Consider the following 17,397-nt stretch of genomic DNA (forward strand, 5'->3'; position numbering starts at 1 on the left):
CCGCCCGGCGACCGGTTTGAGGCGCAGGTCCTTTGGTCAAGCTCAACCGGATCTACACACGCACCGGCGACAAGGGCACCACCGCCCTGGCGGACGGGCAGCGCCGGTCCAAGGCGGACCTGCGGGTCGAGACCTACGGCACCGTCGACGAGACCAATGCCTGCATCGGCATGGTCCGGCTGCACACGGAAGGCCCCCTCGACGCGATGCTCGGGGCGATCCAGAACGACCTGTTCGATCTCGGTGCCGACCTCGCGACACCGCCGAGCCCGGAGCCCCTGCCCTACGAGCCGCTGCGAATCGTCGCCAGCCAGGTCGAGCGGCTTGAGCGCGATATCGACGCCCTGAACGCGACCATCCCGCCGCTGAAATCCTTCGTGCTGCCCGGTGGATCGCCGGCCTCGGCGGCTCTGCATCTCGCCCGCACCATCTGCCGGCGTGCCGAGCGGCTGGCCGTGAGCCTCGCCGACCGGGAGGGCGAGGCGGTCTCGCCCGAGGCCATCCAGTATCTGAACCGCCTCTCGGACTTCCTGTTCGTGGCGAGCCGCACTGCGAATGCCGACGGGGCCGACGACGTGTTGTGGGTGCCCGGCGCCAATCGCTGAGGCCGTTTGGCGCCGGCTCGATTGGAGTCTGTTGAGGATCCGACAAACGATATGCCTGAATGGGCTTCCATCGTTCTCGGGATCGGCATCGGTGTGTTGACCGTCGGTGCCGCCTTCGTCCTCGCAGTCCGGCCGAGGACGCGAGGGCCGAAGGAATGGCTGGCCCCGCCATCGGGAGAGGCGGACGAGCCGACGAAGCATTGGCCCGGCGGTCCCGTCGATCCGTAGAACCCGACCTCACTCCCGCCGCGCGATCGCCCCGCGTTGACAAGGCGGAAATGTGGCCGTTACGGTCCGCGCGCTTTGCGTGCCTGCCCAGCCTGAGCGCCGAAAGCGCGAAGGACCGGCGGGTCCGACGACAAGAATCCCCGGGGAAGGATCGAGACCGCCATGAAGGTGCTGGTGCCCGTCAAGAGGGTGGTGGACTACAACGTCAAGATCCGCGTGAAAGCCGACGGCTCCGGGGTCGAACTCGCCAACGTCAAGATGTCGATGAACCCGTTCGACGAGATCGCCGTCGAAGAGGCGATCCGTCTGAAGGAGAAGGGCACCGTCACCGAGATCGTGGCGGTGTCGATCGGCCCGCAGCAGGCGCAGGAGACCCTGCGCACCGCTCTCGCCATGGGTGCCGACCGGGCGATCCTGGTCAAGACCGACGTAAATTGCGAGCCGCTGGCGGTGGCCAAGCTCCTGAAGGCCGTGGTCGAGAAGGAGACGCCGCAGCTCGTCATCCTCGGCAAGCAGGCGATCGACGACGATTCGAACCAGACCGGCCAGATGCTGGGCGCGCTGCTCGGCTGGCCGCAGGGCACCTTCGCGTACAAGATCGAGGCCTCCGAGGGCAGCCTCGACGTGACCCGCGAGGTCGATGGCGGCCTGCAGACCGTGAGCCTCAAGCTCCCGGCGATCGTCACCACCGACCTGCGCCTCAACGAGCCGCGCTACGCGAGCTTGCCGAACATCATGAAGGCCAAGAAGAAGCCGCTCGAGGAGCTGAGCCCCGAGGCGCTCGGCGTCGACGTGACCCCGCGGCTTAAGGTGCTCAAGACCGCCGAGCCGCCGGGACGCTCCGCCGGCGTCAAGGTCGGGTCCGCGGCGGAACTCGTGCAGAAGCTCAAGGTCGAAGCCGGCGTCATCTGATTTTCCTGAGCTGAGCCGCGTTCCCGTCGAGACGGTCGAGCGCGGCCAGCCGCAACCGAGGTTCACGCGCACATGACGACTCTCCTCTTCGTCGAGCACGGCAACGGTCAGATCAAGGACGGCACGCTGAAGGCGCTGACCGCCGCCAAGGGTATCGGCGCGCCGGTCCACGCCCTCGTGCTGGGCAGCAATTCGAAGGCGGTGGCCGAGGCGGCGGGCAAGCTCAACGGCGTCGACAAGGTCCTGAATGCCGATGACGCGGTCTACGACCACGACCTCGCCGAGCCGGTGGCGGCGCTGATCGCGTCGATCGCCGAGCCCTACGACATCGTCATCGCCTCGGCCTCGACCACGGGCAAGAACGTGCTGCCACGGGTCGCCGCCCTGCTCGACGTCGCGCAGGTCTCGGACATCATCAAGGTCGTCGCGCCCGACACGTTCGAGCGGCCGATCTACGCCGGCAACGCCATCCAGACCGTGCAGATTCCCGCCGGCAAGACCGTGATCACGGTCCGCACCGCGGCGTTCAAGGCGGCCGAAGAGGGCGGGGCTGCGGCCCCTGTCGAGGCCGTCTCCGCGGCGGCCCCCGAGGCCGGCGGCTCGACCTTCAAGGGCGAGGAAATCGCCAAGTCCGACAGGCCGGAACTGGCCTCGGCCCGGATCATCGTGTCGGGCGGCCGCTCGCTCGGCTCCTCCGAGAAGTTCCACGCGCTGATCGAGCCGCTGGCGGATGCGCTGGGCGCCGCGGTCGGCGCCTCGCGCGCGGCGGTCGATGCCGGCTACGCGCCGAACGACTGGCAGGTCGGCCAGACCGGCAAGGTCGTGGCGCCGGACCTCTACGTCGCGGTGGGCATCTCCGGGGCGATCCAGCACCTCGCCGGCATGAAGGACTCGAAGGTGATCGTCGCGATCAACAAGGACGAGGACGCGCCGATCTTCCAGGTCGCCGATTACGGCCTGGTCGGCGACCTATTCCAGGTTGTGCCGGACCTGCAGGCGGAGATCGGGAAGGCGAAGGGCCAGTAAACAACTTGCGCGCTCGGACGGATTCAGCGGACGAGCATTGTCGCAACACGCGTATCGGCGGGTTCCTTCTGCGAACGAGAATGGTCTAGAAGTCATGGACGGTTCGCCTTTGCGCGGGCCGCGGCGTCGGTGCTGGCGCCACCCCGTCGGGTGGTCGCACGTCGGTGCCGGTATGGGGGCACGGGTCGACAGATGGACATGGAGATCAAGCGGGTCGGCATCATCGGCGCGGGCCAGATGGGCAGCGGCATCGCGCAGGTCTGCGCGACAGCCGGTCTCGACGTCCTGCTGAACGACCGCGACCCGAACCGTCTGGAGAACGGCCTGTCGTCGATCGACGCCGGCCTCGCCCGCCTCGTGTCGAAGGGCACCATCGGCGAGGGCGAGAGCCGGGAGATCCGGGCCCGCATCCAGCCGGCCCACGGCTTCGCCGATCTCGGGCCCGCCGACCTCGTCATCGAGGCCGCGACCGAGAACGAGGCGACCAAGCGGGAGATCTTCTCCAGCCTCTGCGCGTCGCTCCGCCCGGACGCGATCGTGGCGACCAACACCTCGTCGATCTCGATCACCCGGCTCGCCGCAGCCACCGACCGGCCGGAGCGGTTCATCGGCATCCACTTCATGAACCCGGTGCCGGTGATGCAGCTCGTGGAGCTGATCCGCGGCATCGCAACCGAAGATTCTACTTACGAATCGGCCAAGGCGTTCATCGCCAAGCTCGGCAAGATCTCGACGATGTCCGAGGATTTCCCGGCCTTCATCGTCAACCGGATCCTGCTGCCGATGATCAACGAGGCGATCTACACGCTCTACGAGGGCGTCGGATCGGTCGAGTCGATCGACACCGCCATGAAGCTCGGCGCGAACCATCCGATGGGTCCGCTTCAGCTCGCCGATTTCATCGGGCTGGATACCTGCCTGTCGGTGATGCAGGTGCTCTACGAGGGGCTGGCGGATTCGAAGTACCGCCCCTGCCCGCTGCTGGTGAAATACGTCGAGGCCGGATGGCTCGGCCGGAAGGCCAAGCGCGGGTTTTACGATTACCGCGGGCCGACGCCGATTCCGACCCGCTGAGGCGCCGGCACGGATCGATCGTGACGTGGGACGGCGCCGGGCGCCGCCCCAAATCACAACATCACTTCGCGGTGCCGCCGTTCGCGTTCGGCTGGGCCGGCTGCGGGTAGGACGGATTACCGCCCGGGACCGCGCTGCTGCTCGACGGCGAAGCGCCGCCGGACTGGCCGTTGACCGAACCTGTCACTTCGCGCCGCGACGCATCCTGGCTCTGGCTGGCGTAATCCTTCGGCGCATTGGCGCCGTTCCAGGTCAGCAGGCCCACCGTGGCGATGGCCAGCAGGACGAGGCTGGCGACCAGGACCCAGAGCACGGGCTTGCCGCGCTCGCCCTGCCGGCTCTCCTGCGGGTTCAGTTTCTCGGCCATATCCAATCCTTCCCCGCCCGAACGCGACGTGCGCGACACGATTTCGTTACCGGCCGCCAACGCGGCGTCGCCGAGACGGGTTCCTGCCGATCGCTGAGGTTAGCGCGCACGCCGCCGAAATGGATGCCGGTTCAGCGCGAGCGAGCGCGCCAGATCAAAGACTCTCGCGGCCGGTGGTGAGCAGGATCTTGCCGAGATGGGCGCTCGATTCCATCAGTTCGTGAGCCTTCTGCGCCTGCTCCAGCGGGAAGGTCGCGTGCGTGACCGACCGGATCCGCCCGGCCTCGAGCTCCGGCCAGACATCCTTGCGCAGCCCCTCGGCAATCGCGGCCTTGTCGGCCTTCGGGCGGGGCCGCAGGGTCGAGCCTGTGAAGGTCAGGCGGTTGCGCATGATCGGGGTGATGTTCAGGCCGTCAACCTTGTAGCCGCCCATCAGGGCGATCATCACCAGGCGGCCATCCGGAGCCAGCGATTTGAGGTTGCGGGCAAGGTAGCTCGCGCCGATCATGTCGAGGATCACGTCGACGCCGCGCCCGTCGGTCAGCCGTTTGATCTCCTCTGCGAAGTCGGCCTGCTTGTAGTCGATCGCCGCGTCGGCCCCGAGTTCCTCGCAGAACCGGCACTTCTCGGCCGAGCCCGCTGTGGCGAACACCCGGGCGCCGGCATGCTTGGCGATCTGGATCGCGGTGGCGCCGATGCCGCTCGACCCGCCATGCACCAGAAAGCTTTCGCCCTGGGCAAGACGGCCGCGCTGCACGACGTTGGAATAGACCGTGAAGAAGGTCTCCGGCAGCCCGGCCGCGTCGACCAGCGACAGCGCCTTCGGGCGCGGCAGGCAATGGGACGCCTCCGCGACGGCGAACTCGGCATAACCGCCGCTGATCACCAGCGCGCAGACCTCATCGCCGACCGAGAATGTATCGACCCCCTCACCGAGCGCGGCGATGCGGCCGGCGACTTCGAGGCCCGGGATCTCGGTGGCACTGGGCGGCGGCGGATACAGGCCGGCACGCTGCATCACGTCCGGCCGGTTCACCCCGGCGGCGACGACCTCGATCAGCACCTGACCCGGACCGGGGCTCGGCAGCGGCGCGGTCTCGACCGCGATCACCTCGGGTCCGCCGGGGCCGGTGAAGTGGATCCGGCGCATGGTCTCGGGCAGGGCGGGGCTGGCCATGGAAGTATCCTCAACGCATGCGTGGTCCGGGCCATGCCCGGAGGCGCGGTCCGGCTGTACTTGCGGCAATGGGCGCGCTTGGCAAGCGTGCGACGGGGTTCGAGCGCTCGCCGCCGAAGTGGGTACCGGTTCGGCGGCGAGCGCGTCACATCAAGACCTTAGAGGCGAACCCGATTGCGACGCGATCGGGAACGGCTCGAACCTATCGCGCCGCGGCCTTCACGGCTGGTGGCAGGATGATCTGGCCCTGGGCGAGACCTTTGGGCCAGATCGCCACCTGCTTGCCGTCCTGCCACTGCGCCATCAGGCCGGTGACGAAGCCCGGCCCGTACTTGATCGAGTGGGTGAAGTCGTCGTCCCTGCCGTAGAATTGGGTGCGGCCGACCGTGCCGACCCAGTCGGTCTTCTCCAGGGCGTCCACCAGCTTGTCGGCCTCGGTGGAGCCGGCGCGCTTCACCGCGTCGGCGGTGTAGTAGACCTGATCGTAGGCCATGTAGCCGGCATAGGACGGATCGCTGCCGAAGCGCTTCTTGAACGCCTCGCTGAACGCCAACGACTTGTCGGTGATCGCGGCGCCCGGCACCGCAATGCTCTGGAAGATCACGCCTTGCGTCGCGCCATTGGTGTTGGCCCAAAAGGTGGAGGAGGTCGCCTGCGAGTTCATGCCGGTCATGGCGAGCGGCACCTGCTGGTTGCGCCACTGCACGGTGGGCTGCACGCCGACATGCGAGATGCCGGTGACGATCAGGTCGGGCTTGGCCGCCTCGATCTTGTTGTAGATCGGCGTGAAGTCGCCCGTGTCCGGCGAGAACCGGATGTGGTCGACGACCTTCACGCCGATCTCGGGCAGGCACTTCTCGTAACCGACATCGAGCGGACGCGTCCAGGCCGCGTCCTCGCTCATGATGGCGGCGGTCTTCACCTTCATCAGATCAAGCAGCATGTCCTTCGTCGAGTCGCAGATCGACTGCGCCAAAGCCGCGGACGTGAGGTATCCGTGGAAGGTGTACTTGTTGCGGGCGTAGTCCTTGTGGACCGCCAGGCTGATCTCGTTGGAGGCGGCGCCCGGGGTGATCATCGGGGTCTTGAGCCGGGCCGACCAGGGCATCAGCGCCAGCACCACCTCGGAGATGTAGCTGGCGATGACGAGGTTGACCTTGTCCTCGCTGACCGCCCGCTGGAAAGCGCGGACCGCGTCGGAGGCCGAGCTCTTGTCATCGTAGGAGACCACCTGGATCTGGCGTCCATCGACGCCGCCCTTGGCATTGATCTCGTCGGCGGCGAGCTGGACTGCTTGCGGGATCGAGGCGCCGACAACCGACTGCGCTTCGGCGATCACCCCGATCCTGATCGGGTCCGCGGCCCGCGCCTCGCCCGCGGCCAACAACCCGGCCGCCAGCAAGGCCAAAGCCCGGCTCGTCACGCTGCGGTCCATCGCCATGGTGCTTCCTCCTCCGGGCCGTGCGGCTTTTGGCGCCGCATCGGGGTCGGACGATTTTTGTAGCATTCGGGCAGATGAATACAATGTGCATCCGACCGGATCACGAAACACCGGTCGGCAAATCGATAGAACCGACGTTCGTCCGAGCGGAACGCCGGATCACCTCGTTCCGTACATCCGGTCCCCGGCATCGCCGAGGCCCGGCACGATGTAGCCGTGGTCGTTCAGGTGGCTGTCGATGGCCGCCGTCCAGATCGGCACGTCCGGATGCGCGGCCTGAAACTTGGCGAGCCCCTCCGGGGCGGCCAGCAAGCAGACGAAGCGCAGGTCCGACGCGCCCCGGGCCTTCAGCCGGTCAAGCGCCGCGATGGCGGAGTTTGCGGTGGCAAGCATGGGATCGAGCACCAGCACGGTCCGGTCGGCGAGGTCGGATGGCGCCTTGAAATAGTACTCGACGGCCTCGAGCGTCTCCGGGTCGCGGTAGAGCCCGACATGGGCGACCCGCGCCGACGGGACCAGCGACAGCATGCCGTCGAGGAAGCCGACTCCAGCCCGCAGGATTGGGGCGAAGACCAGTTTCTTGCCCTGGATCTGCCGCCCCTCCATCGACTGGATCGGCGTCTCGATGGTGACCGGCTCCAGCGGCAGATCCCGCGTCACCTCGTAGGCGAGCAGCATGCCGATCTCGTTCAGGATCTGGCGAAACCCCTTGGTCGACCGATTCTTGTCCCGCAGATAGGTGAGCTTATGCTGCACCAGAGGGTGATCGACCACCGTGACCCGACTCGTCGGCATCGCACATCCCTCCAACCCGGAGGGGGAGGAATGCCGGAGCGGGGGCCGGGGCGCAACATGACTCGGTGCGAATATCCGTATTCGAAGCCGTCCATCCCCCGGCACGGGCCGGAGGCCGCCGGCGGTTGCGCGCGCCCATGGCGGCGCAGTCCACGCAGGGCTCGGACGGCGTGGCGACGACGCTTGGAAACCAACGAGGACGTCTCTAAACCTCAAGTAGACCGATTACAGCAACGACAGCAGAAGCCGCAGAAGACCTATCGGGTTGACCGGCAAACCTGTTTCACAAGTCCTACTCGATCAGAATCTTGGAATCATTCCGAACTGATGGTGATTCCAATATAAATACAGTGTCACACGAATACTAAATCGGTTGAGAAAACAAATCTACGTGATCGTTCACTTCCGTGTAACTTTTTTGATGAATCACCCCACAATCTTACGGACTCAATGTTTACGCTCTTTCCAGATCCGCCTTCAGGCTGTTATTGGGCGCATCCACTGCGAACTTGGGCCAAACCATGCGCCTCACCGTTTCTCTCAAGACGACGCTCGCGGCGATCTTCGGATTGTTCGCTCTGCTCGCGGCCGGCCAGGGAGGTTTGTCGATCATCGAACTGACCGACATCCGGCATTCGATGACGGAAGTGGCAAACAACTGGCTGCCCTCTCTGGTCCAGATCAATGAAGTCGAGATTGCGGCCTCGGAGGTGCGCATCAAGCAATTCCGCCTGATGACGCTCGACAGCGACCATCGCGCGGCGGGCGAGACTCAGCTCGCGGCAACGCTGGCGCAGTTCGGCGAGCGGCGCCGGGCCTACGAGCGCTTGATTACCAACCCCGAGGAACAGGCCCTGTACGACACCTTCGCGGCCCAATGGGTCCGTTACGAGCGGGTGGATGGCGAGATGCGCCGGCTGACGAGTTCCGGCCGGCAGGCGGACGCGTTCGCGATGCTGACCGGCGCCGACACGGTCAAGATCTATGACGATGCGCGCGCCGCGCTGTCCCGCCTGGTCGTCTTCAACGAGCAGAACGCGAAGAAAGAAGTCACCGTCGCGGTAGACCGGGCCAACACCGCGGCCGCGGCCGCCTGGGGCAACGGCATCCTCTCCGTTCTCGCGGCGCTCGCGGCGGCGGCCTTCTCTCTGTATCGCATCTCGCGTCCGATCCAGCGGATGACGCAGGTCATGTCCCGGCTTGCCGGCGGCGACACCGGCGTGACGGTGCCGGCCCGGAATCGGCGCGACGAGATCGGCGCCATGGCGGCGGCCGTGGAAGTATTCAAGGACAACCTGATCCGTACCCGCGCGTTGGAGGCCGAGACCGCACAGGCGCGCGCCGCCGCCGAGGAGCAGCGCAAGGCCGGCATGCGCCAGATGGCCGACAGCTTCGAGCAGGCGGTCGGCGGCATCATCGGCATGGTCTCGTCCTCGGCGACGGAGTTGCAGGCCACGGCCGGAGCGATGTCGGCCATGGCCGGAGAGACCTCCGCACAGTCCGGCGCGGTGGCGGCCGCCGCGGAGGAAGCCGCCAGCAACGTCAACACCGTGGCCGCCGCGGCCGAGGAATTGGGCTCCTCAGTGCAGGAGATCGGCCGGCAGATGGACAGCTCGGCCAAGCTCGCGCAGGGCGCGGTCGACGAGGCCGGGTAGACCGGTGCCCTGGTGCACGAGCTGAGCAGCGCCGTCGCCCGGATCGGCGACGTGGTCGGCCTTATCTCCTCGATCGCCGGGCAGACCAATCTGCTGGCGCTGAACGCGACCATCGAAGCCGCGCGGGCCGGCGATGCGGGACGGGGCTTCGCCGTGGTCGCTTCCGAGGTGAAGGCCTTGGCCGAGCAGACCGCCAAGGCGACGGAGGAGATCGCCGGCCAGATTGCCCGAGTCCAGGCCTCGACCGGCCAGGCGGTCAATGCGATCGGCTCGATCACCGCCCGCATCCAGGAGATCAGTACCGTCGCGACCTCGATCGCCGCAGCGGTCGAGGAGCAGGGTGCGGCGACGCAGGAGATCGTCCGGAACGTCGGTCAGGCGGCGCAGGGCACCGGCGAGGTCACCAGCAACATCTCGGGCGTCGCAGATGCCGCCGAGGAAACCGGACGGTCGGCGACCCAGGTCCTCGGCGCGGCCTCGGAGCTGTCGCGCCAGTCCGAGCACCTCCGCGCCGAAGTCTCCCGCTTCCTCGACACGGTGCGGGCGGCGTAACGCCTATCGAAAGCAGGACCCGGCTTGTCGGCCGGGTCCCGTGGAGCAGACGAATATCAGGCGGTGTAGGAGCCGCCCTCGCCCCGGCGCTTGGCCATGAAGGCGTCGAACTGCTCGCGGTCCTTGGCCCGCCTCAGCTCCTCGACGAAATCCGTGAAGGCGCGGCTCTCGTCTTCCAGCGCCTTGCGCTGCGCCTCGAGCCGGTCCAGCTCGGTACGGCGGTAGGCATCGAAGGCGGCGTTGCCGGTGCCGCCGGAATTGGCCGCCTCGAAGGCCTGGGCGAAGCGCGAGGCCGAGCGGCCGCCGCCCTCGAAGCCGGCGACGCCCCGGCGGGCGGCATCGCGCAGTTCCGCGAAGGCCGGATATCCGGCGATCTTCCAGGCGACGAGCGCCAGGCCGACCGGCCACCAATAGATAAAGCCGACGACAATCGCGCCGATTTCGAGGGAGCGACGGGGGAAGGGGCCTGAACGGCAGAGCTTGCCGGTCGCCCAGGGGGAGGAGGATTGCGTGGTCACGGCTTGGCTCCGCTGCTCATGTGAACGGAGTTAACATGCGGGTGCCCAGGCGGGCTTTCAAGACCGCGATCGGTCGCCCGATTGTGCCGCGCCATGGACCAGGGCCAGCACCCCGGCGCGCAGAAGCTCGTACTTGTCCGGAAAGCCCGGCCCCCGCGGCAGGTGCCCGGCCGCCGAGAGGGTCGCGAGGCCGTGGGCCAGCGCCCAGACCTCGAGGGCGATGAACCGGGGCGCGACGCCCCCGAACCCATCCGCGAAGGTGGCCTGCAGCGCCTCGACCAGCAGGTCGAACGGGGACGGGCGACCGGGCGGCGTCTCGGTTTCGGGGGCGGCGGCGACGGTGCCGCGGGTCTCGAAGATCGCCGCGTAATAGGCCGGCTCCTCTTCGGCGAAGGCCAAATAGGCTTCGCCCATCCGGGTGAAGCGTTCGAGCGGCGTGCCCCGAGAGGTCAGCGCCCGCGCGAGGCGGGCCGCGAGTTCCGCGAAACCGCGCCCGGCTAGCTCTTCCAGCAGCGCCTCGCGACCGCGAAAGTGCCTGTACAGAGCCGCCGGCGTCACCCCCACCAGGCGGGCGGCATCGACGAGCGCGAACCCGCCGATCCCACGCTCGGCGATGAACCGGCGCGCGGCCTCGATCAGGGCCTCCTTGAGGTTCCCGTGGTGATAGCTTCGCCGGTCGCCCGGTCCGTCTCGCCAGGGTCGCAAGGTGTCATGTCCTCCGCGCGTGCGCAGGCATTACGGTCGAGCCCGACGTTTGTTGCGGTCGCGAACGGGGGCCGATCGCTTGACCCGCCGGAGAGCCTCTCACAAAACTCCCGCTGCGCTTTGCAGTGCAGAACGAGACTCTCCATGAACGGGCGTTTTGTGAGGTACTCCAAAAGGCGCACCGGGATCGGATCGCGCTCGGCCGAATCGCATCGCCCTTTGCGAAGACGGACATATCACTGCGGCCTTCGCCAGAGGGAAGACCATTCGGCATGGCTTTCGTGAGTCTGAAAGCATGGCGCACGCGCTCGGCGGAACGCGCCGAGATCGCGTCGCGATTGAAACGGGACCTGATCGCCGCCCTCGGCCTGACCGAGGCCGACGCACTGGCGGTGAACGAGATCGCCTGCGCCGATCCCGGCTGCCCGGACATGGAAACGATCGTGCTGGTGATGCGCGCCGGCGCGCCGACCCGGGCGCTGCGGATCCGGCGTCCGATGGATGCGGTGGATGCCCAGGACATCGCCGACCTGATCGAGCAGGACCGGCAGGCCGAGGCCTCTCGATGATGTGACGGGCCGAGGCCGCGGGAGCCGCGCCATTGCGGCAGCGTTTCCCTGTCGTTCGTGTAACCACGACCGGACGGATGCCGAGAGACGACACACAATCGGTGCCGCCAGGGAGAAAACCCATGACGATGCGCCGCCGCGGCATCCTTGCGCTGGTCTGCTCAGGTCTCGCCGCCTGCCTGTCGCCCGCCCTGGCCGGTGAGGCGATGCCGTTCTCGGCCGCAGCCTTCGAGGCCGCGCAGAAGAGTGGCAAGCCGATCCTGATCGAGGTCAGCGCCCCCTGGTGCCCGATCTGCAAGACCCAGAAGCCGATACTGGCGCGTCTCGCCACCGAGCCGCGCTTCAAGGAGCTTCAGATCTTCGACATCGACTTCGACAGCCAGAAGGACCTGCTGCGCCGGTTCAATGCGCGGATGCAGAGCACGCTGATCGCCTACAAGGGCGAGACCGAGACCGGCCGCTCGGTGGGCGAGACCCAGCCGGAATGGATCGAGGGCTTGCTTGAGAAGACGCTCTGAACCGCCGCCCTCGACCGATCGGCCGGAAAAACCTTCCGGTTTCGTTCAGGCGGCGTCCGGCATAGCCAATTCGCCCCCGATCCGTCCGCGGGGGGCGAGACGGAGACCGTACCCGGTGACGCGCACCACCCCGCACAACGCTTCCGCGCCGAGCGCGATCATCGCGATCCCGGTGCGCAACGAGGTCGAGCGGATCGAGGCCTGCCTTCGGGCCATCGACGCGCAGGTCGGGCTCGCCCGGGATAGCCTCGGGCTGGTGCTGTTCCTGAACAATTGCACCGACGGGACCGACGCCCTGGTAGCCCGGCTGGTGCCGACTTTGTCGATCCCGGTGCGGGTCGAGACCGAGGATTTCTCCGGCGCGCATGCCGGCTGGGCCCGGCGCAAAGCCATGGATGCCGCGGCGGACTGGCTGGGGGATGCGGGGAATGTGGGGATGATCCTGTCGACGGATGCGGATAGCCGCGTGCCGCCGAACTGGGTCGTCCGCAACCGCGCCGCCATCGAGGCCGGCGCCGACGCGGTGGCCGGCCGGGTCGAGCTCGACGCCGCAGAGGCCGCTTTGCTGCCGCCGTCCCTGCCCGCCCGCGGCCGCCTCGAAGACATCTACGACGCCCTGATCACCGAGGCCGAGGCCCGGATCGATCCGGATCCGCACGATCCGTGGCCCTGCCACCGCACCGCGATCGGCGCCACCCTGGCGGTGACCCGCAAGGCCTATCTCGCGGTCGGCGGCATGCCGGAGATCCCGCTCGGCGAGGACGGCGCCTTCATCGCGCGGCTGATCGAGCACGGCTTGCGCGTCCGCCACGCCACTGATGTCTGCGTGACCATCTCGGCCCGTCTCACCGGCCGGGCGCCGGGCGGCGTCGCCGACACGATCCGCTCGCGCTGCGAGGAGCCGGACGCGCTGTGCGACGCCCGGATGGAGACGTTTCCCCGGGTGGTGCGCCGCTATCTCTGGCGGCGGCGGTTCCGGCGTCTGCACGGCAGAGGCAGCCTGCGCGCGAATCAGGCCTGGGCGCGCGCCATCGGGATCGCTCCCGCGGAGGCCGGCCGGATCGCCGCGCTCCCACTCGGGCAGGCCATCGCGGAGGCCGAGCGCGCCAGCCCGCGCCTGGTGTACCGCCCGATCGGTCCGCGCCAGCTTCCCGGCCAGATCCGGCTGGCGCGAGTCGGCGTCGCGGCGATCCGGCTGGTCCAGCGCGTCGCCGGCTTCGCCCGCTCGGCCGCGGACGCGGCGACCCCCAGGCGTCCGGTCGCCGATCCGCGCGGCGGAGGGATCTAGCCTGCGGTCATCCCCTCGGCATTCGAGGATTGTCCATTGCGCTGGGCTACTACGCGCGCAACGGCACTGACAGACGCCGCGAATCCTCCGGCCGGTAGGTGCCTTTCGGGACCGCGCCCCAGCCGGCCCCCTGGGCGACGAGGTCGCGCGGCGAGAAGCCGAAGCGCTGGCGAAACGCACGGCTGAAGGTGGCTGAGTCGGTGAACCCGCAACTCACCATGATCGACCCGATCCGGCCGCCGGTTGTCTGCATCATCACGATCCGGTCGTGGGCGCGGTCGAGCCGCGCATCGCGGATCGTGGCCGCGATTCCCTCCCCGCCGGCAAAGGCCGCGTAGAGGCGGCTGCGGGAGACCTGCAGGGCTTCCGCCAGGGCATTCGGACCGAATTCGGGCTCGTGCAGCCGACGCTGGATATGCGTGAGCGCCAACGAGCGCAAAGCCTCGGTCGAGAGCTCACCAGTGCCGGGCTCGGTCTGCCCGTGGAGGACTCCGTGGAGCAGGTGCAGCACGCCTTCGACGGCGATACCGGTCTCCGCCTCGGACATGTTGGACACCGACGTCGCCAGCGAGCCGAGATAAGCCTTCAGCAGCCCGTTCAGCGGCGTGTTGCCGAGCTTGCGCCCGGCGACATCCTGCGGATTGCCGACCTGCTCCAGGAAGACGGCACGCGACACCATCAGGCGGATCTCTTCGTAGCCGTCCCGGCTGCCGGCGGCGCCCGGCTGGCCCATCGCGCGGAACGCCACGTCGCCGGTGCGCAGGAGCGTGCCGTTGTTGCCCTGCTCGACATAGCCCTGCCCCGCGGTGATCAGCATGATCGCGATCTCGTCGCCCCCGTCGCGGCGGATGTGCCGCCCCGCGCGTTCGACATCGATCGGGCCGCTGACGGTGCGCATGATCGTGCCGTGCGCGGACGCCGCGAGCATGCGGCTGGCCGAGAACGGCACGATGGACTCGAGCGCCGTGATATCCCCGGCGGGCATTACCGTATCGCACCAGTACTCGAACGCTTTGTTCGGCTCTACAGCGTCCGTGGACTGAATAAGGATCGGAACCTTATCTTTGACATTCACGGAACCCTCACGTCATAAACCTTCTGGCAGACCGAGTGCCGGCCCGGTTAACTTTGCATGACGCATGCCGTTCCAGATCCGAGAGCTTTACGCAATCGGCCAAGAGGCCCAAACGTTAGGCAAGCGGCGGAGCCGTACCGGTGTCAGCCGGCGCCCTGGGCGACGAGGTCCCGGGGCGACAGGCCGAAGCGCTGGCGGAACGCGCGGCTGAAGGCGGCCGGATCGGTGAAGCCGCAACTCGTCATGATCGACGCGATCCGGGCGCCGGTGTTTCGCATCATCACGATCCGGTCATGGGCGCGGTCGAGCCGCGCGTCGCGGATCGTGGCCGCGATCCCCTGCCCCCCGGCAAAGGCCGCGTAGAGGCGGCTGCGGGAGACCCGCAGGGAAGCGGCTAGGGAGTTCGGACCGAATTCGGGTTCGTGCAGGCGCCGCTGGATATGGGCGAGCGCCAGGGAGCGCATCGCCTCAGCGGAGAGCTCGCCATCGGCTGGCTCGGTCCGACCGTGGATCACCCCGCGGAGCAGATGCAGCACGCCTTCGACGGCGATGCCCGCCTCCCCCTCCGACATGCCGGAGACCGATGTCGTGAACGCGGCGAGATAAGCCGACAGCAGCCCGCGGGCGGGCGTGGCGCCGAGCTTGCGGCCGACCACGTCCTGCGTGTTGCCGACCTGCGCCAGGAAAGTGGCGCGCGGCACCACGAGGCGGATCTCCTCGTAGCCTTTCCGGCTGCCGGCGGCACCGGGCTGGCCCATGGCGTGGAAGGCCACGTCGCCGGCCCGCAGGAGCGTGCCGTGGTCGCCCTGCTCGACATAGCCCTCGCCCGCCACGATCAGCATGATCGACATCTCGTCGCGCCCATCCCGGCGGATGTGGCGCATGTCGCGGTCCACACCGATCGGGCCGCTGACGGTGCGCAGGAGCGTGCCATGCGCGGAGGCCGCGACCATGCGACTGGCCGAGAAGGGCACGACCGAGTCGAACGGCGTAATGTCCGCGGCGGACATCACCGTATCGCGCCAGTACGCGAACGCCTTCGGCTGCTCGACGGCCCCCGTCTCAGCGATGAAGACCGGGACTTTATCCTTGCCACGCACGGTGCGCTCGCCTCGCAACGCTCGAACCGTCCCGGACGTCTTGCCGGCTCGGGCTTCAGCGATCACGGCGTCTCAGATCCCACAGCTCTGCGCAATCGACCAAGCGGCCTATGCATGAGGCTTGCTGTCCTGGCGCCGCCCTCGGCAATCCTGTGCGACGGCCCCCGGCCAACGCGGTGCTCGATCGCACGCGAGGGCCGCAACACTGCATCGGCCGGCTGACCGATCTGCCGGAGCCCGCGATCGCCGCCACGGATCCGGTCAGTCGCAGCCTTGCGCGATGAGGTCCCGGGGCGGGAGGCCGAAGCGCTGGCGGAATGCGCGGCTGAAGGCGGCCGGGTCGGTGAAGCCGCAACTCGCCATGATCGACGCGATCCGGGCGCCCGCCTTCCGCATCATCACGATGCGGTCGTGGGCGCGGTTGAGTCGCGCCTCGCGGATCGTGGCCGCGATCCCCTCCCCGCCGGCGAAGGCGGCGTAGAGGCGGCTGCGGGAGACCCGAAGGTCCGCCGCCAGGGAATCCGGCCCGAATTCGGGATCGTGCAGACGATGCTCGATCCGCGCCAGCGCCAGGGAGCGGAGGGCGTTGGCCGAGAGCTCGCCATCCGCTTGCGCGTTCCGGCCGCTGATGACGCCGCGGAGCAGGTGCAGCGCGCCTTCGACGGCGATGCCGGTCTCCGCGTCCGACATCTGGGCGACCGAATCCGCGAAGGTGCGCATATAGGCGGCGAAGAGCTGGTTCAGCGGGCCGGCGGCGAACTTCCGGGCGGCGAAATCGTCTACGTTGCCGACCTGAGCTAGGAAGGTGGCCCGGGGCACCGTGAGGCGGATCTCCTCGAAGTCGGTCAAGGCCCCCGCAGCGCCGGGCCGTCCCCAGGTCTGAAAGCTGATGTCGCCGGGGCCGAGCAGCGACCCGTTGTTGACCTGCTCCAGGTAACCGCTCCCGTGGAGGATCAGCATGATGCCGACGTCGTCGCGGCCATCCTGGCGCAGGTGGAGCGGCCGACGTTCCAGACTGTACGGGCTGCTGACCGTGTGAAAGATCGCGCCGTGGCTGGACGACGCGACCAGGCGCGAGGCCGCGAACGGCTTGGCCGAATCAAGCTGCGACAGATCCGTGCCGGTGACGACGGCGTTGCGCCAATAGTCGAACGCTTGCTTGGGCTCGACGGAATCAGTCGTTCCAAAAAAGACCGGGACCGTTTTCTTGGCGTTCACGGCGGATCTGCCTCAAGATCCCGGGTTTGAGCCCAGGCGATCGCTCGCCTGAGCGAGCGCGCACTGAGCGTCTCAGATCGGACATCCGCAGGCAATAGCGAAGCACAGGTCCGCTGAAGACGGCCGATGCTGCTTGCACGCCTTTCTGTTCAAGCGCCTATATTCGCTATCGATTGCCATTTGCTCGCAACGAAACAAATTCTTACTGCATGCAGATTGGATTGCCGGACAAGAAACGGCACGAAATCATATTTCAGGCCGAATTTTAAGTTGCGCGAATGAAGGCATAACTCTGAATCGTGTTTCGAAATCCGTTAACGTACACGTCACAAAAACACGAAGATTCAAATAACGTTTCTCGGCAACATACAGATTTTTGTTTAAGCAATCCAGAAAATTTTCTATGTGTTTGAGCGCATTGCCTCATTATCTCGTTTCGTATTCGGTGAGACTGCTGATAGGGCCTGTATCGCGAGCAACCCAGCCATCTGCTGATGATGCACCGTCCTGCGAACCCGTACTCGAAGCCATCTTCGTGATTGATCGATAATCGGCGTCCCGACTGTGCCGGGCA

16 protein-coding genes and 1 pseudogene are annotated in these 17,397 nt (G+C 67.6%); 8 read left to right on the forward strand and 9 right to left on the reverse strand.

Features of this window, described 5'->3' with window-relative positions:
• Positions 1 to 32: 32 nt before the first annotated feature.
• The 4 genes from MKL20_RS24445 to MKL20_RS24460 all read left to right on the forward strand — a co-directional run bounded on the left by MKL20_RS24445 (position 33) and on the right by MKL20_RS24460 (position 3,845).
• Complete coding sequence (locus MKL20_RS24445) at positions 33 to 605, forward strand: cob(I)yrinic acid a,c-diamide adenosyltransferase (protein WP_243961568.1); 573 nt, start codon at positions 33 to 35, stop codon at positions 603 to 605.
• A gap of 390 nt (positions 606 to 995) precedes the next feature.
• Positions 996 to 1,745, forward strand: coding sequence for an electron transfer flavoprotein subunit beta/FixA family protein (locus MKL20_RS24450; protein WP_243961558.1), 750 nt, complete (start codon positions 996 to 998; stop codon positions 1,743 to 1,745).
• 72 nt (positions 1,746 to 1,817) lie between these two features.
• The gene (locus tag MKL20_RS24455) at positions 1,818 to 2,771 is read left to right on the forward strand and encodes an electron transfer flavoprotein subunit alpha/FixB family protein (protein ID WP_244038847.1); all 954 of its coding nucleotides are present in this window, start codon (positions 1,818 to 1,820) and stop codon (positions 2,769 to 2,771) included.
• Between the two features lie 192 nt (positions 2,772 to 2,963).
• Positions 2,964 to 3,845, forward strand: a complete 882-nt coding sequence (locus MKL20_RS24460) for a 3-hydroxybutyryl-CoA dehydrogenase (RefSeq protein ID WP_244038848.1) — start codon at positions 2,964 to 2,966, stop codon at positions 3,843 to 3,845.
• Positions 3,846 to 3,906: 61 nt separating this feature from the next.
• On the opposite strand, the gene MKL20_RS24465 is transcribed toward MKL20_RS24460, so the two are convergent.
• From MKL20_RS24465 to upp, 4 genes are all read right to left on the reverse strand, one after another.
• Positions 3,907 to 4,212 carry a hypothetical protein gene (locus MKL20_RS24465; RefSeq protein WP_244038849.1) on the reverse strand — a complete coding sequence of 102 codons (306 nt, stop codon included), beginning with the start codon at positions 4,210 to 4,212 and terminating at the stop codon, positions 3,907 to 3,909.
• Positions 4,213 to 4,366: 154 nt separating this feature from the next.
• The gene (locus MKL20_RS24470; protein WP_244038850.1) at positions 4,367 to 5,389 is read right to left on the reverse strand and encodes an NAD(P)H-quinone oxidoreductase; all 1,023 of its coding nucleotides are present in this window, start codon (positions 5,387 to 5,389) and stop codon (positions 4,367 to 4,369) included.
• A gap of 202 nt (positions 5,390 to 5,591) precedes the next feature.
• A complete protein-coding gene (locus MKL20_RS24475) occupies positions 5,592 to 6,830 on the reverse strand; it encodes an ABC transporter substrate-binding protein (RefSeq protein WP_244038851.1) in 1,239 nt (412 codons plus the stop codon).
• A gap of 159 nt (positions 6,831 to 6,989) precedes the next feature.
• On the reverse strand, positions 6,990 to 7,625 hold the full coding sequence (gene upp / locus MKL20_RS24480) for a uracil phosphoribosyltransferase (protein WP_244021021.1): 636 nt from the start codon (positions 7,623 to 7,625) through the stop codon (positions 6,990 to 6,992).
• Between the two features lie 521 nt (positions 7,626 to 8,146).
• On the opposite strand from upp, the pseudogene MKL20_RS24485 reads away from it, so the two are divergent.
• Positions 8,147 to 9,832, forward strand: a pseudogene (locus MKL20_RS24485) (methyl-accepting chemotaxis protein).
• Positions 9,833 to 9,888: 56 nt separating this feature from the next.
• Here MKL20_RS24485 and MKL20_RS24490 read toward each other — a convergent pair.
• Both MKL20_RS24490 and MKL20_RS24495 read right to left on the reverse strand, forming a co-directional pair.
• Positions 9,889 to 10,350, reverse strand: coding sequence for a DUF2852 domain-containing protein (locus MKL20_RS24490; RefSeq protein WP_244038852.1), 462 nt, complete (start codon positions 10,348 to 10,350; stop codon positions 9,889 to 9,891).
• A 57-nt stretch (positions 10,351 to 10,407) separates the two neighbouring features.
• On the reverse strand, positions 10,408 to 11,055 hold the full coding sequence (locus MKL20_RS24495; protein WP_244038853.1) for a TetR/AcrR family transcriptional regulator: 648 nt from the start codon (positions 11,053 to 11,055) through the stop codon (positions 10,408 to 10,410).
• A gap of 272 nt (positions 11,056 to 11,327) precedes the next feature.
• Between MKL20_RS24495 and MKL20_RS24500 the strand changes: the two genes are divergently transcribed.
• From MKL20_RS24500 to MKL20_RS24510, 3 genes are all read left to right on the forward strand, one after another.
• Positions 11,328 to 11,624, forward strand: a complete 297-nt coding sequence (locus tag MKL20_RS24500) for a hypothetical protein (RefSeq protein WP_243961520.1) — start codon at positions 11,328 to 11,330, stop codon at positions 11,622 to 11,624.
• Between the two features lie 122 nt (positions 11,625 to 11,746).
• Positions 11,747 to 12,142 carry a thioredoxin family protein gene (locus MKL20_RS24505; protein ID WP_244038854.1) on the forward strand — a complete coding sequence of 132 codons (396 nt, stop codon included), beginning with the start codon at positions 11,747 to 11,749 and terminating at the stop codon, positions 12,140 to 12,142.
• Between the two features lie 115 nt (positions 12,143 to 12,257).
• Positions 12,258 to 13,430: a glycosyltransferase gene (locus MKL20_RS24510; protein ID WP_244038855.1), complete on the forward strand. Its 1,173-nt coding sequence runs from the start codon at positions 12,258 to 12,260 to the stop codon at positions 13,428 to 13,430.
• 49 nt (positions 13,431 to 13,479) lie between these two features.
• Here the strand turns inward: MKL20_RS24510 and MKL20_RS24515 are convergent, their stop codons facing one another.
• The 3 genes from MKL20_RS24515 to MKL20_RS24525 all read right to left on the reverse strand — a co-directional run bounded on the left by MKL20_RS24515 (position 13,480) and on the right by MKL20_RS24525 (position 16,823).
• Entirely contained in the window at positions 13,480 to 14,415 is a 936-nt protein-coding gene (locus MKL20_RS24515; protein ID WP_244038856.1) for a helix-turn-helix domain-containing protein, read from the reverse strand.
• A gap of 233 nt (positions 14,416 to 14,648) precedes the next feature.
• On the reverse strand, positions 14,649 to 15,605 hold the full coding sequence (locus MKL20_RS24520) for a helix-turn-helix domain-containing protein (protein ID WP_244038857.1): 957 nt from the start codon (positions 15,603 to 15,605) through the stop codon (positions 14,649 to 14,651).
• A 261-nt stretch (positions 15,606 to 15,866) separates the two neighbouring features.
• Positions 15,867 to 16,823: a helix-turn-helix domain-containing protein gene (locus MKL20_RS24525; protein WP_244038858.1), complete on the reverse strand. Its 957-nt coding sequence runs from the start codon at positions 16,821 to 16,823 to the stop codon at positions 15,867 to 15,869.
• Positions 16,824 to 17,397: the final 574 nt, after the last annotated feature.

The organism is Methylobacterium sp. E-066 (genome assembly GCF_022829635.1).
In the GTDB taxonomy this organism is placed as follows: domain Bacteria; phylum Pseudomonadota; class Alphaproteobacteria; order Rhizobiales; family Beijerinckiaceae; genus Methylobacterium.